The sequence below is a fragment of the Streptosporangium brasiliense genome, from assembly GCF_030811595.1.
Taxonomy (GTDB): domain Bacteria; phylum Actinomycetota; class Actinomycetes; order Streptosporangiales; family Streptosporangiaceae; genus Streptosporangium; species Streptosporangium brasiliense.
This window is the reverse complement of sequence record NZ_JAUSRB010000002.1, coordinates 24,554-38,818: the sequence shown is the minus strand read 5'-3', so window position 1 is coordinate 38,818 and position 14,265 is coordinate 24,554. Positions and strand designations below refer to the sequence as shown.

The window sequence follows — 14,265 nt, the reverse complement described above, 5'->3', positions numbered from 1 at the left end:
CTCGCCGGTGCGGGCCGTGTCCGAGGAGAGCCATACATGGTGAGATATGTCCCCATGAGCACGATTAAGTGGGGAATTCTGGCAACCGGCGGGATCGCCGCCACGTTCACCGAGGACCTGAAGCTCCTGCCGGACGCCGAGGTGGTCGCGGTCGGTTCCAGGTCCGCCGGGCCCGCCCGGGCGTTCGCCGACCGGCACGGCATCCCCCGTGCTCACGGGAGCTGGGCCGAGCTGGCCGCCGATCCCGAGGTGGACATCGTCTACGTCGCGAACACGCAGAACGCCCACTACGACGCCGTGCTGACCTGCCTGAGCGCGGGCAAGGCCGTACTGTGCGAGAAGCCCTTCACCCTCAACCGGGCCCAGGCCGCCAAGCTGACGGACTTCGCGCGGGAGCGGAGGCTGTTCCTCATGGAGGCCATGTGGATGCGCTGCATCCCGGCCATCCGCAAGATCGTGGAGCTGGTCGAGGGGGGAGCGGTCGGCCCGGTCGGCACCGTCCACGCCGACTTCGGGACCTCCTTCGACGTCGGGCCGGACCACCGGCTCCGCGACCCCGAGCTGGGCGGCGGCGCCCTGCTCGACCTGGGCGTCTATCCGATCTCCTTCGCCTACCTCATGCTCGGCGCCCCCGCCGCGGTGCGGTCCTGGGCCCGGCTGACCCCCGAGGGCGTGGACGAGAACACCGGTGTGCTGCTGGGCTACGACAGCGGCGCGGTGGCGCTGCTGTCGTGCGGCATCACCACCGACGGCCCGGTCACCGCGTCGGTCTCCGGCCCGCTGGGCCGGATCGAGCTGCCGCACCTGTTCTTCCGCCCCGACACCTTCACCCTGTACCGCATGGACGCCGAACCGGAGACCTTCCACGTCCCCTACGAGGGGACGGGCATGCTGCACGAGGCCGCCGAGGCCATGCGCTGCCTGCGCGAGGGCCTGCTGGAGAGCCCGCTCGTGCCCTGGCAGGCCACTCTCGACGTGATGGGCATCATGGACGAGGTCCGCGGGCAGGTGGGAGTCCGCTTCCCCGGCGAGTGACCTGACGGCCCCCGTGGCGGCCCGGTCCCGGGCCGCCACGGGGGCGCGGGCTCAGACGCGGCTCCAGTCGTGGCGGTCGAGGAAGGTCCGTCCGCCGGTGGCGTACTCGGCGAAGGCGTCCTGGACCGTCTCCAGATCGGGGACGTGCGTACGGAACATCAGGTCCTGGACGCTGTCCTTGTACTCCAGCTCGTAGCCCGTGATCTCCGGGGACGTCTGGACGAAGTGCTCGCCGAAGACGACCAGCGCCGTGAACGGGTTCTGCGGCGACATGGTGGCCAGCGCGTCGGTGACGAGCCGCAGGTCGGGATCGACCACGATCATCCCGTCGCCGGTGTGCATCTGCATGCCGGAGTAGACGCCCAGCGGCGCCAGGTTGTGCACCAGCCCCCGCTGCGGGTCGTAGCAGACCAGCCCGCACTCACGGGCCAGGGCGAAGACCTCGCCCGAGACCTCGTCGGCCCGGTCCGGGTCCACGGTGACCACGGCGTGGGCGGGGGAGACCTGCTCGGCCTCGGCCAGCCGCCCGGCGAACGCCGCCACCCCGGGGTGCGGCTCGGCGGCGCCGGGCTCTCCGCGGCGCAGCGCCTGGAAGACGCTCTCCGCGCGTTGTCTGCTGATCGGCTCGGGCTCGTGCCAGACGGCCAGTTCTACACTCACGGTCCCATCGTCCTACAGGTGATTTTCTCGGCTAAACGGACGCTTTCCCAACATCGCCGCCCCCGGCCGGACGCACGGTCTTATTATTCACCGACCGTATTTCAGTGATTACCCGAAGTGGCCGACCCGGAGGGGGTGCCGTGTCACGGTCCATCAGGGGCAACCCTGCCCTGGCCCGACCGTATCGGGACCTTGTCTGGCTCGCCTACCTGGTGCTGCCCCCGCACGGCGACGGCGAGCGCCGGATGGTCCTCGCGCACCGGATGGTCACCCGCGTCATGCTGCGCGGCACCGGCGCCCGCGACGTCACCGGCGCCCGCGACGGTGACGGCGACGGCATCGACACCGGCACCGGCACCGGCGTCCGCGACGGCGCCGGCATCGAGGCGCTGCGACGGGAGGTCCTGCGCCGGGCGCTGCGCCACCGCTCCTGGCGGCTGCCGGGCCGGGGCACGAGGATCGAGGTCATCCCCGCGGTGGTCGGCGGCGACCGGGCCTTCAGCGCCGCCGTCGACCGGCTCTCCCCGTCGGCCCGCGCCGCCTACGCGCTCTCCCGGATGGAGGGGCTCGGCCCCGACGAGGTCCGCGAGACGCTGGCCGGGGGCGGCGTCGAGGACCCCGATGCGGCCGTCGCCGCGGTCGCCGCGGTCGAGAAGGGGTTCGGCCCGCTGCGCGCCCCGTCCTCCGACCCGACCCTCGCACGCGTCTACGGACGGCTCACGCCCGCGCGTGGGCGCGCCCTGAGCGCCGGCGCCGGGGGGCTGGCCCTGCTCGCCGGCGGGACGTCCCTGCTGGCCGGCCTGTACGGCGGGCGCGGCCCGGCCGGGGGAGCCGAGGCCGCCGCCCGGCCGCCGGCGCTCAGCCAGGTCCCCGCCGGAGCCTGGCGCAGGACCACCGAGCTGGACCTGGGGGCGTGGGAGGCCCGCGGTGGCCTGCGCGGGGACGGACGCCTGCTTGAGCGGGCGCTCAGGGCCTGGGGCACGCCGGGCGAGGTGCGGGCCGAGGTCTTCCACGGGGCTCCCGCGGGGCCGCCGGCCGCCGGACCCCAGCTCCTGTACGCCGGGGAGGTCGACGGCGCGCGCGTGGTGGTGCTGCGGGAGCCCGGCCGGATCGCCCGCTACAGCGAGTCCGGTGCCGGCCGCTCCCTGCAGGTCTTCCCCGAGCCCCGGTCCGGGGCGGGCGGCTCCGGGCCCCTGAGGCTCCGGACGTCCGGCCGGGGCGCCCGCTACCTGCTGCCCCCCTGGGTGCAGGAGGTCTCCGCGGCGGCGCTGGGCCGCCCGGCCCCGTCGTGGCGGAGGGTCCCGGTCGAGGACGGCGTGACCTCGCCGGTCCCCGTCCTGGCCGGGGGGAGGTGCTGGCGGGGCCCGGTGCTGAGGCTGCGGGCGCCCGGCGTCGCCCCCGGCACGCCCTACACGGTGGTCGACCTCGGCGAGCTGGCCCCGGGCAGCATCCGCTACGAGACCTCGGAGGCGGCCGACGCCGGCCGGTACGGCCCGCGCGAGCTGGACGCGTCCTCGGGCGCCTTCGCCGCGTGGTCCCGCCTGGGGTGCGCGCTGGCGCGGCCCGGCACCGAGGTCCGCTCGGCCACCGCCTGGGAGTTCTGGAGCGGTGAGCTGCCGGAGGGGGCCAGGGGCCGGTGGATGTGCGCGCGCTTCACCCACGCCGACGGGACCAGCGCGTCCCGGACCGTCCTGTACGTCACCGCCGGCGGGCGGACCGGCGCCATCCCCACCGGGGACCGGCAGAACACCTGGGACTGCAGCCGCCTCAGCCGCGACCTGGTCGCGGGCACGTGGTGGCGGGCCCCCTCGGGCCGCTGGCACTACCTGGCCGTGGGCAGCCGCCGCGTCGCCCGGATCCATGTGGCGGGCCCGGGCGCCGGAGACCGCACGGGCCGGGGCCCGCTCGTCGTCGTGCGGGGTCCCGGAGGAGGGCCGGCGCCCGGCTCCGGCGTGGTGCTGGAGGGGGCCGACCGGGCGGGCCGGCAGGTCCCGGTCTTCCGCCGTCCCTGAGCCCCCGCCGGCAGCCGGGGACCCCACGTCCCCACCGTCAGGCGGGCGGGCCGCCCGCGGAGCGGACCGGGGCAGTTCCGTGGTGCGTGATCAGGCGGGCGGTCTGTCCGCGGAGCGGACCCGGGACAGCTCCACGGTGCAGAAGGCGCAGCGGCTCGCCTCGACGGGGATGTCGCTGAGGCACTCCGGGCATTTCTTCTCGGTCGCCTCCTTGTCCCGGTCGAAGAAGGCGATGACCCGGGTCATCGGCATCACGACCAGCCAGTAGACGACGGAGGCGATGATGAGGAAGCTCAACAGGTGGTTGACGAAGTCGCCGTACATGAACTTGGCGCCGTTGACCGTGAACACATATGTCGAGAAGTCCGGTCCACCGCCCCCGGTGATGGCCGCGATCAAAGGTGTGATCAGATCCTTGACCAGCGCCTGCACCAGGCCGCTGAAGGTCGCGCCGATCACCACCGCCACGGCGAGTTCGACGAGATTGCCTCTCATCAGGAATTTCTTGAATCCGCCCATTCTTGGCGTCCTCCGCTCGTGAGAACGCTCGGACTACCCCCGCGGCGGAGGTCAAACGTCGAAAGCCCCGTTCTTCACGGCCTTGACGAAGGTGCTCCACTCTTCCTGGGTGAACGACAGGACGGGTCCGGTGCCGCCGTCCTTGCTGTCCCGCACGCCGACCCAGCCGCCCTGCGAAGCGATTTCGACGCAGGTGCCGTTGTTGCACTTGGATCGCCAGACTGCTCCATGGAACCGCGAGCCGCTGTCCATGCGTCTCCTCCCGGAAAGATTGACAACTCTTCCCATGGAAGAGCGTCGCGCCGCGAGAATTATAATCTATTTTCACGCCACGGACCTGTGATCGTCCGCTGTGATTGCCGGGGGGCGAGTGCCTGGTGCGCCGCCGCGGACGGCCCCCGCGGCCGGCCGGTGAACAAGGAGACGGCGCCGGCGGGATCCTCCGCGGCGCCGTCTCAAGGTCTCAGGCCTCTGTGTGGGAAGCCGGTTCTACAGGTCGAACTTTCCGTCCTTGATGCTGTATATGAAAGTCTGGAATTCCGCCGTGGTGAACTCCAGGACCGGTCCATTCTTGTTCTTGCTGTCGCGCATGCCCACGCCCCCGTCGGGAAGCCGGGCGATTTCCACGCAGGAGCCGTTGTTGCACCGGCTTGAGACCTGCCACCGGAGGGTGGCGGGCTCAGTGGTTTTGGAAGACGTCATCGTCTCTCCATGAGAATTCGTTGGGATTGTCGGTCGGATGACGGAATGCGCCGGTCAGGCAGCGAACCTATCGTATGCCCTCGCGATGTGGACGGCTGACTCCTGTGGGCTCAGGGCCACTGCGCGAAGATGGTTGAGCGTTTCTCTGAAACGTTCGAGCTCTCTGGCTTTCTCCAGGTAGAAGCTACCCATGAGGGTGTCGAGATACACGGTGTCGCCGATTGTGGGATCGGAAAACTCCAATAAAATGAAAGCACTGTCGAATCCCATGTGCGCGCCGACGGTGAAGGGGATCACCTGGATGGTCACGTGGGACAGCTCGGAGGCCTTTCCGAGGTGTTCAAGCTGCTTCCTCATGACCTCGACCCCGCCCACATGGCGGTGCAGCACGGATTCGTCGAGAAGCACCCAGTATTTCGGCGGATGGGGCCCGTGCAGGCGTTCTTGGCGCCTGAGCCGGTAGGCGACCCGCTCTTCCAGAACGTCCTGCGCCATTCCCGGCAGATATCCCTTGATGACCGCGCGGGCGTAGTCCTCGGTCTGGAGAAGGCCGGGGACGGTCGTCGTCTCATACTCCGAGATCGCCGTGGCGTCGATCTCCAGGCCGAGGAAGGGGCGGAAGTCGACGTCCTCCGTCTCCTGCCACCACACCTGCTGCTTGGCCTCCCGGGCCAGGGACATCAGGGCGTCGATCTGCGCCTGGTCGGTCATCCCGTAGAACAGGCACAGGTCACGCACGTCCCGGGGCAGCGCGCCGCGCTGGGCGGTCTCGATCCGGCTGATCTTCGCCGGTGAGCATTCGAGCTGTTCGGCGGCCTCTTTGATGCTCCTGCCGGCCTGTTCGCGGAGCTCGCGCAGGCGGCTGGCGAGCTGTCGGCGGCGCAGGGTGGGGTTGGTGCCGGCCATCGGCGCTCACCTCTTCTTCCCCGACGGTGCAGGGCGGCTGCCGCCTCGCTCATGGAAGCCTTCCCAGGCCGTGGCGATGGTAACAGTCAAACGGCAGTATCGTCTGGCAATCCCAGAAGGTAACCACCAGAGGTACATTCCTGTGGTAATTGCCAATGGCAGTCTTCTATGGCACAGACCAGGGTAAAACAGGAGCGAGGCCCCACTGGGGTGAACCTTCAAGGAGGTGACGGTCCTTGAAGCACGACATCGGATTCCGCGGCGGTCCCCGGATCGGTGCGGGCAGCTTACTGATCATCTGCCTGCGGGCGCTGGACGTCTCGATCTTCGCGGAGGTGGACGCGTTCGCCTGGGTGCAGGAATGGCAGATCGACCGCGGCAGGCTGTTCCGGCACACCTACCGCGACCCCCGGTTCGGCGCCCTGCTGAGGTGCGGGCTGTGCCGGGGCGAGGGCACGACCGGCGGGCACGAGCAGTGTTCGCTCTGCGACGGCACCGGGCGGATCGACCGGCTTCAGGTCGGGGGTGCGTGACGGTCGGGGGTGCGTGACGGTCAGGGGTGCGTGACGGTCAGGGGGTACATGACGGTCGGAGGTGCGGGACGGTCAGGGTGCGGGACGGTCGGGCGCGGGACGGCGGGCATCCGGCGGCCGGGCATGCCGGTGCGGTGCGAAAGGTACTATCGGCCGAGTTCGCGAGCGAGGTGGCCGGATGGACTTTCGTGTGCTGGGACCGGTCGGTGTGGTCGCCGACGACGGGATGCCGTTGGACATCGGGCCCTACCAGCAGCGGGCGGTGCTGGCGATGTGCATGCTCGCCGCCCCCCGTCCGGTCGGACCGCACCGGCTGATCGACGCGCTCTGGGAGGACGTGCCGCCGCCCGGCGCGGTCAACACCGTCCAGGCGTACATCTCCAAGCTCCGCCGTGTCTTCGAGCCCGGCAGGCGGCGGGACGTGCCCCCTGCCGTCCTGGTCAGCAGGCCCGGCGGCTACGCCCTCGACATCCCCGAGACCGCGCTCGACCTGGCCAGGGCCCGTGAGCGGGCGGCCGAGGGCAGGCGCATGAGCGCCGGCGGCGAGCACGAGGCCGCCGGCCGGCAGTTCCGGCTGGCGCTGGAGGAATGGCGCGGGGAGCCGCTCGCCGACTTCGCGGGCGCCGCCTGGGCCGCCGAGGAGATCGCCCACCTGGCCGAGTTCCGGCTGGCGCTGGAGGAGGACCTGGCCGAGGCCGACCTCGCACTCGGCCTGGGGGCCACGTTGACCGGCGCGCTGTCCCAGCTGGTCGCCGCCCACCCGTTCAGGGAGCGGCTCCGCGTGCTCGGCGCCCACGCCCTCTACCAGGCCGGGCGGCAGGCCGACGCGCTGGCCGTGCTCGCCGAGGGGCGCAGGCTCCTGGTGGAGGACCTGGGGCTGGACCCCGACCCCCGGTCACGGGAGATGGAGCGGCGCATCCTCGACCAGGACCCCGCCCTCACACCCCGGGTCCGGACGGCGGCGCGCCGGCGCGCCCGGCTGGTCGGCCGGGACGCCGAGGCTGAGGCACTGGACCTGGCGGTCGCGGGCGAGGGACACCAGGTGGTGCTGCTGGCCGGGGAACCGGGGATCGGCAAGACCAGCCTGGCCGAACACGCCGCCGAGACCGCCCGCTCCCGGGGCCGCCGGGTGGTGTGGGGCCGCTGCTGGGACGGCAGCGGCACACCGCCCTTCTGGCCGTGGACGCAGGCCGTACAGGAGCTGGTCGGCAAGGACGGTGAGCTGACCCAGCTCGCCGCGGCCGGGCAGTTCCAGTTCTACGAGGCGTTCGCCCGGCTGCTGAACGAGCACGGCCGGCTCATGGTCGTCCTCGACGACCTCCAGTGGGCCGACGCGTCGTCGCTGCGGCTGCTGGAGTTCCTCGCCTCCACCCGGCTCTGCCCGGAGCTGGCCGTGGTGGCCACCTACCGCGACACCGACGTGCCCCCCGGTGGGGCGCTGGAGCACGCCCTCGGCGCGCTGGTACGGCTGCCGCACGTGCGGCGGCTCCTGCTGCGGGGGCTCGGCGAGGAGGAGATCCGCGAGTATCTCGGCCGGGCCGGCGCCGATCCGGACCGGGCCGGGGAGATGGACCGGCTGACCGCGGGCAACCCGTTCTTCCTGGGGGAGGTCCTGCAACTGGGGGAGACCCCGCAGGCCCTGTCCGACGTCGTGCGCGGCCGGATGGCCGGCCTGCCGCCGGACACCGAGGAGGTGCTGACCGTCGCGGCCCTGCTCGGCCGGGACGCGGCGACCGATACCCTGCTCCGGGTGGTGGAGCTGCCCGAGGAGCGGGTGCTCGACATCGTCGACGCCGCGGTCCGGGCCCGGCTGCTGATCGAAGGCGACGGTCTGACCTGCCGGTTCGTCCACGACATCGTCCGCGACGTGCTCCGCGAGGGGCTGCCGCCGCTGCGCCGTCGGCGGCTGCACGCGCGGATCGCCGAGGTGGTGGAGGAGCGGAGCGGGACCCGTCTCACCGAGATCGCCCACCACTACCGCGAGGGCCTGCTGACCCCTCGGATGGCGGGCAAGGCCATCGGTTACACCCGGCGCGCGGCGGCCCAGGCGATGGCGCAGTTCGCCCACGAGGACGCGGTGGAGAACCTGGAACAGGCGATCTCGATGATCGACCGGCTCCCCCGGTCCGACGACGCGCTCCGCTGCGACCTGCTGATCGACCTGGCCGAGGCGCAGGCGGCGGCGGGCATGAGCATCGCGGCCCACGCCTCCCTGGAGGCCGCCGCGGAGATCGCCGAGGGGCTCGGCGACGACAACCGGCTGGCCCGGGCGGTGCTGGGCTTCTCCGACCCCATCCACCTGGCCATGTACGAGGAGATCACCGGCATCGACCGGCTCGTCGAGCGCATCGACCGGGTCCTCGCCTCCGGGCTGGCCGAGGGCTCGCCGTGGCGGGCCCGGCTGCTCGCCGCCGCCGCGATGACCGGCTCCGCGGCCCGTCCCGTCGAGCGCAGCGTCGCGATGGCGCGTGAGGCGGTACGGCTGGCCCGCCGTACCGGCGACGATCGGGCGCTGTCCAACGCGCTGATCGTCCTGGAGATGGTGCTCAGGCACGACCACGACCACGACGGCGCGCGGGCGGTCATCGACGAGCTCCTGGAGATCGGTCTGCGCACCGGTGACCTGACCGTCGAGTGGATCGGACGCGAGGCCGAGTACATGGAGCTGAGCGCCCAGGGGCGGGCCGACGAGGCCGTCGAGCTGCTGTCCTGGCTCAGGGAGACCGCCGACCGGCTCCGGCTCCCCTCGATGGTCAGCCTGACCGCCTGGCAGAGCGCGGTCCTCGCCTACCTGGGCGGGCGTTTCGCCGACGCCCTCGCCGCGGCGGAGGAGTCCGGCGCGGCACATCCGGAGGGAGCCCTGGGACGGGGGTCCATGGGCAGGGGCGACGCGGATCTGCGCAGTGGAGTGCTCCGCTTCCTCGCCCTGAGAGCGCGGGGCGCGGCCGGAGAGGCGCTCACGTTGGCCGACAAGACGCTCGCTCAGCGTCCCGGCCAGCGGCCCTGGCAGATCCTGCGCTGCCTGGCCCTGATCGACCTGGGCCGGGCCGACGAGGCGCGCGTGGTCTTCGCTGAGATCTCCCGCGACGGCTTCGCCCTGATCGAGCCCGACCTGGCCTACCGGTTCGTGCCGGACGCGGTCAGCGAGCTCTGCGCGGCGCTCGGCGACGTGGCCGCCGGGTGGGCCCTGTACGGCCGGCTGGCTCCGAACGCGGGCCGCCTGCTGGGCTGGTCGGTGACCGACCTGTGCCTGGCGCGCCTCGCCCTGCTGGACGGCGACCGCGAGCGGGCCGGGGCGCATCTGCGCGCGGCGGAGGACTTCGTCCGCCGCGCCGGGACGGAGGTGTACAGGCCGGCGCTCCGGGACCTGCGGGCCCGGCTCCCCGCCCAGGAGGCGGCCCCCTGGTGAGCCCGGGGTGCGGCCCCGCACCGGACACGCCCGGTGAGCCCGCCCTGGGAGCCGGTCACGCACGTCCTGAACCTTTCATGGGCCGGCCGGAGGATCCTTGACCTTCCCTAAGGAGAACGGGGACGGAGCTCGCCGTGTTGAGGGTGGGAAAGCACGCATGGCTAGGGCAGCATTGGGCATGTCTTCTCACCGCTGAAGGGCGGTGTAATGATCGAGATCTGGCCGGGTGACCCTTATCCCCTGGGGGCCACCTACGACGGCGCGGGGACCAACTTCGCACTCTTCACGGAGGCCGCGGAACGGGTCGAACTGTGCCTGTTCGACGACGACAACCAGGAGACCAGGGTCCCGTTCACCGAGTGCGAAGGATACGTCTGGCACGGTTACCTGCCCGGCATCGGCCCCGGGCAGCGCTACGGCTACCGGGTGCACGGCCCCTACGACCCGGCGCGCGGGCTGCGGTGCAACCCCGCCAAGCTCCTCCTCGACCCCTACGCCAAGGCGGTCGAGGGCGACGTGAAATGGGACGAGGCGGCCTACGGTTACCGCTTCGGGCAGCCGGACAGCCGTAACGACATCGACTCGGCGGAGTTCGTCCCGCGCTCGATCGTCATCAATCCGTTCTTCGGCTGGGGACACGACCGGCCGCCCGCCCGGCCGTACCACGACACGGTGATCTACGAGGCGCACGTCAAGGGCCTGACGATCAACCATCCGAAGATCCCCGAGCGGATCCGCGGCACCTACGCGGCCATCGGGCACCCGGAGATCATCGACCATCTGACCGCGCTCGGGGTGACGGCGATCGAGCTCATGCCGGTGCACCAGTTCGTCACCGACCACGTGCTCGCCGAGCGGGGGCTGACGAACTACTGGGGCTACAACAGCATCGCCTTCTTCGCCCCGCACAACGCCTACTCCAGCACCGGCCAGCGCGGCGGGCAGGTCCTGGAGTTCAAGGCGATGGTCAAGGCGCTGCACGAGGCGGGCATCGAGGTCATCCTCGACGTGGTCTACAACCACACCGCCGAGGGCAACCACCTGGGCCCCACGCTGAGCATGCGGGGCATCGACAACCCCAACTACTACCGGCTGGTCGAGAACGACGAGCGCTACTACATGGACACCACCGGGACCGGCAACAGCCTGTTCATGCGCTCCCCGCACGTGCTCCAGATGATCATGGACTCGCTCCGCTACTGGGTCATCGAGATGCACGTGGACGGCTTCCGGTTCGACCTGGCGGCGACGCTGGCCCGGGAGCTGCACGAGGTCGACCGGCTGAGCGCCTTCTTCGACCTGGTCCAGCAGGACCCGGTGCTGTCACAGGTCAAGCTGATCGCCGAGCCGTGGGACGTCGGCCCCGGGGGCTACCAGGTGGGCAACTTCCCCGCCCGGTGGACCGAGTGGAACGGCATGTACCGCGACACGATCCGCGATCTGTGGCGGGGCGAGCCGGCCTCGCTCCCGGAGTTCGCCTCCCGGCTGACCGGCTCCAGCGACCTCTACCAGGACGACAGCCGCCGCCCGGCCGCCTCGATCAACTTCGTCACCTGCCACGACGGGTTCACCCTCCAGGACCTCGTCTCCTACAACGGCAAGCACAACGAGGCCAACGGCGAGCACAACCGGGACGGCACCGACGACAACCGGTCCTGGAACTGCGGGGCGGAGGGGCCCGCCTCCCTCACGATCGAGTCGCTGCGCGAGCAGCAGAAGCGCAACTTCCTGACCACGCTGTTCCTGTCCCAGGGCGTGCCGATGATCTCCCACGGCGACGAGCTGGGGCGCACGCAGCAGGGCAACAACAACGTCTACTGCCAGGACAACGAGCTGAGCTGGGTCGACTGGTCCGACGTCCGGGAGAACTGGCTGCTGCTGGAGTTCACCCGGCGGCTGTCCAGACTCCGCGCCGACCACCCGGTCTTCCGGCGCCGCCGGTTCTTCTACGGCCGACCGGTGCGGGGCTCGGAGGACAACCTCAGCGACATCGCCTGGTTCACCCCGCAGGGCGAGAAGATGACCGACGCGGACTGGAACGTGGGCTACGCCAAGTCGCTGGCGGTCTTCCTCAACGGCGACGCCATCACCGAGCCGGACCGCCGCGGACGGCAGATCACCGACGACTCGTTCCTGCTGCTGTTCAACGCCCACCACGACGTCATCAAATTCACGATTCCCAAGGACTACGGCGAGATGTGGCTGACGGAGATCGACACGGCGATGCCGATCACAGTGGAGACCCGGATCTGCCGGGCGGGCGAGGACGTGCCGGTGGTCGGCAGGTCGGTGAGGGTGCTGCGGCGTGTCTGAGCGACTGACCGGACCCATCTCGACCTACCGGATCCAGCTGACCCCCGACTTCGGCTTCGCCGAGGTCGCCGCGCTCGCCCCCTACCTGCGGGAGCTGGGGGTCAGCCACGTCTACCTGTCGCCGATCCTGCAGGCGGTGCCGGAGTCGCGGCACGGCTACGACGTGACCGACCACTCCCGGATCCGGGCGGAGTTCGGCGGGATCGAGGGCCTGCGGGCGCTGTCGGCGGCGCTGGCCGAGCACGGGCTGGGGATCGTCGTCGACATCGTGCCCAACCACATGACGGTCCCGGTGCCCGAGTCGGGCAACGCGCCGCTGTGGTCGGTGCTCAAGGACGGCCAGGCCTCGCCGTACGCGCCGTGGTTCGACATCGAGTGGGTCGGCGGCAAGGTGAACATGCCGGTGCTCGGCGACGACACCGAGCCGGTGGCCGACGGCGGCGTGCTGCGCTACCACGACCACGAGTTCCCCCTGCCCGACACCCACTACCGGCTGGTCGACTGGCGGCGAGGGCCCGGCTACCGGCGCTTCTTCGACGTGTCCTCGCTGATCGGGCTCCGGGTGGAGGACCCGGAGGTCTTCGACGCCACCCACCGGCTGATCCTGGAGCTGGTGGCGGAGGGAGTCGTCGACGGCCTACGGGTGGACCACCCCGACGGGCTGGCCGAGCCGCGCGGCTACCTGGCGCGGCTCCGCGCGGCCTCGGGTGTGTGGACCGTGGCGGAGAAGATCCTGGTCGGCTCCGAGCGGCTGCCCGCCGACTGGGACTGCGACGGCACCACCGGCTACGACGTGCTCAACCGGATCACCAGACTGTTCGTGGACCCCGCCGGCGCCGGGCCGCTGCTGGAGCTGTTCGTCAAGCACACCGGCATGCCGCACGACTACGCCACGGTGGTCGGGCAGTCCAAGCGGGAGGTCCTCGACCTGTTCTTCGCCGCCGAGGTCGACCGGCTGCACGCCGTCGTCGGCTCCGACCGCGAGACGCTGGTGGAGCTGCTCGCCGCGATGCCGGTCTACCGGGCCTACGCGGTGCCGGGAGAGCCGGTGCCCGCGGAGTCGGCCGCGATCGTCGAGGCGGCCGGGCGGGCCGCCGCGGCCCGGCTGCCCGAGGGCGCCCCGGTCGCGGAGGTCGTCGACAGGGTGCTGCGCGGCCCGGCCGAGGCGGTCACCCGCTTCCAGCAGACCTGCGGGCCGGTGATGGCCAAGGGGGTGGAGGACACCGCGCTCTACCGGTGGTATCCGCTGGCGTGCCTGAACGAGGTGGGCGGGGAGCCCGACCACTTCGACGGGGCCGTGGAGGGCTTCCACGCCTTCGCCCGGGAGATGTCGCCGACCTCGATGACGACGCTGTCCACGCACGACACCAAACGCTCCGAGGACGTGCGCGCCCGGCTGGCGGTGCTGTCGGAGCTGCCGGAGGAGTGGGCGGCGGCCGTCGGGGAGTGGTCCTCGAAGGTCTCCTTCGACCCGGTGCTGGACTATCTGGCCTGGCAGAACCTGATGGCGGCCTGGCCCATCGGTCCCGACAGGTTCTTCGACTACCTGTTCAAGGCGGCCCGCGAGGCCAAGACCTCGATCTCCTGGGCCGCCCCCGACCCCGCCTACGAGGCGGGCATCCGCGACTTCGTCACCCGGGCGATCGACGGGTGCGGCGCCTCCGTCGCGGAGTTCGCGGCCAGGATCGAGCCCTACGCCCGGTCCAACTCGCTGAGCCAGAAGCTCCTGCAGCTCATGCTCCCGGGCGTGCCCGACCTCTACTGGGGCAATGAGATCACCGACTTCTCCCTGGTCGACCCGGACAACCGGCGCCCGGTCGACTTCGCGCTGCGCCGCCGGATGCTCGCCGGGCAGGCCGGCACACCGTGGGACGAGGCCAAGCTGCTGGTCACCACCCAGGCCCTGAACCTGCGGCGGCGGCTGGACCCGGCCGCGCCGTACGTCCCGCTGGAGGCCGGCGAGCACGCGGTCGCCTTCGCGCGCGGGGAGCAGGCCGTGACGGTGGTCACCCGGCTGCCGGCCGGGCTGGCCCGGCGCGGCGGCTGGGGGAGCGAGACGGTCACGCTGCCGCCCGGCGCCTGGCGCGACCTGCTGACCGGCGCCGAGCACACCGGCAGGATCCCGCTGGCCCACCTGCTGTCGGCCCACCCGGTCGCGCTTCTGGAGAGGGAGTAG

11 protein-coding genes are annotated in these 14,265 nt (G+C 71.7%); 6 read left to right on the top strand and 5 right to left on the bottom strand.

Annotated elements, in window-relative coordinates:
- The first annotated feature begins 36 nt into the window (after window positions 1-36).
- Window positions 37-1,035 (top strand): Gfo/Idh/MocA family protein, encoded by a 999-nt coding sequence (locus J2S55_RS08775; protein WP_306858621.1) that lies wholly within the window; start codon window positions 37-39, stop codon window positions 1,033-1,035.
- A gap of 51 nt (window positions 1,036-1,086) precedes the next feature.
- On the opposite strand, the gene J2S55_RS08770 is transcribed toward J2S55_RS08775, so the two are convergent.
- Window positions 1,087-1,695, bottom strand: coding sequence for a hypothetical protein (locus J2S55_RS08770; RefSeq protein WP_306858620.1), 609 nt, complete (start codon window positions 1,693-1,695; stop codon window positions 1,087-1,089).
- Between the two features lie 140 nt (window positions 1,696-1,835).
- Here J2S55_RS08770 and J2S55_RS08765 point away from each other — a divergent pair, with 140 nt between their 5' ends.
- The gene (locus J2S55_RS08765) at window positions 1,836-3,707 is read left to right on the top strand and encodes a hypothetical protein (RefSeq protein ID WP_306858619.1); all 1,872 of its coding nucleotides are present in this window, start codon (window positions 1,836-1,838) and stop codon (window positions 3,705-3,707) included.
- Between the two features lie 90 nt (window positions 3,708-3,797).
- Here the strand turns inward: J2S55_RS08765 and mscL are convergent, their stop codons facing one another.
- The 4 genes from mscL to J2S55_RS08745 all read right to left on the bottom strand — a co-directional run bounded on the left by mscL (window position 3,798) and on the right by J2S55_RS08745 (window position 5,834).
- Window positions 3,798-4,226, bottom strand: coding sequence for a large conductance mechanosensitive channel protein MscL (mscL, locus tag J2S55_RS08760; protein ID WP_306858618.1), 429 nt, complete (start codon window positions 4,224-4,226; stop codon window positions 3,798-3,800).
- A 51-nt stretch (window positions 4,227-4,277) separates the two neighbouring features.
- A complete protein-coding gene (locus J2S55_RS08755; RefSeq protein WP_306858617.1) occupies window positions 4,278-4,478 on the bottom strand; it encodes a DUF397 domain-containing protein in 201 nt (66 codons plus the stop codon).
- 237 nt (window positions 4,479-4,715) lie between these two features.
- On the bottom strand, window positions 4,716-4,928 hold the full coding sequence (locus J2S55_RS08750) for a DUF397 domain-containing protein (protein ID WP_306858616.1): 213 nt from the start codon (window positions 4,926-4,928) through the stop codon (window positions 4,716-4,718).
- A 54-nt stretch (window positions 4,929-4,982) separates the two neighbouring features.
- The gene (locus tag J2S55_RS08745) at window positions 4,983-5,834 is read right to left on the bottom strand and encodes a helix-turn-helix domain-containing protein (protein WP_306858615.1); all 852 of its coding nucleotides are present in this window, start codon (window positions 5,832-5,834) and stop codon (window positions 4,983-4,985) included.
- Between the two features lie 236 nt (window positions 5,835-6,070).
- Between J2S55_RS08745 and J2S55_RS08740 the strand changes: the two genes are divergently transcribed.
- From J2S55_RS08740 to treY, 4 genes are all read left to right on the top strand, one after another.
- Window positions 6,071-6,367, top strand: coding sequence for a hypothetical protein (locus J2S55_RS08740; RefSeq protein WP_306858614.1), 297 nt, complete (start codon window positions 6,071-6,073; stop codon window positions 6,365-6,367).
- A gap of 178 nt (window positions 6,368-6,545) precedes the next feature.
- Window positions 6,546-9,776: an ATP-binding protein gene (locus tag J2S55_RS08735; protein ID WP_306858613.1), complete on the top strand. Its 3,231-nt coding sequence runs from the start codon at window positions 6,546-6,548 to the stop codon at window positions 9,774-9,776.
- A gap of 207 nt (window positions 9,777-9,983) precedes the next feature.
- Complete coding sequence (gene glgX, locus J2S55_RS08730; RefSeq protein WP_306858612.1) at window positions 9,984-12,089, top strand: glycogen debranching protein GlgX; 2,106 nt, start codon at window positions 9,984-9,986, stop codon at window positions 12,087-12,089.
- The gene (gene treY, locus J2S55_RS08725; protein ID WP_306858611.1) at window positions 12,082-14,265 is read left to right on the top strand and encodes a malto-oligosyltrehalose synthase; all 2,184 of its coding nucleotides are present in this window, start codon (window positions 12,082-12,084) and stop codon (window positions 14,263-14,265) included. The genes glgX and treY overlap by 8 nt, the downstream gene beginning before the upstream one ends.

Bases quoted from the DNA above. Each gene is read 5' to 3' on its own strand.
- J2S55_RS08755 (WP_306858617.1), bottom strand. From the start codon at position 4,478: ATGGACAGCGGCTCGCGGTTCCATGGAGCAGTCTGGCGATCCAAGTGC.
- mscL (WP_306858618.1), bottom strand. From the start codon at position 4,226: ATGGGCGGATTCAAGAAATTCCTGATGAGAGGCAATCTCGTCGAACTC.
- glgX (WP_306858612.1), top strand. From the start codon at position 9,984: ATGATCGAGATCTGGCCGGGTGACCCTTATCCCCTGGGGGCCACCTAC.
- J2S55_RS08775 (WP_306858621.1), top strand. From the start codon at position 37: ATGGTGAGATATGTCCCCATGAGCACGATTAAGTGGGGAATTCTGGCA.
- J2S55_RS08750 (WP_306858616.1), bottom strand. From the start codon at position 4,928: ATGACGTCTTCCAAAACCACTGAGCCCGCCACCCTCCGGTGGCAGGTC.
- J2S55_RS08735 (WP_306858613.1), top strand. From the start codon at position 6,546: ATGGACTTTCGTGTGCTGGGACCGGTCGGTGTGGTCGCCGACGACGGG.
- J2S55_RS08745 (WP_306858615.1), bottom strand. From the start codon at position 5,834: ATGGCCGGCACCAACCCCACCCTGCGCCGCCGACAGCTCGCCAGCCGC.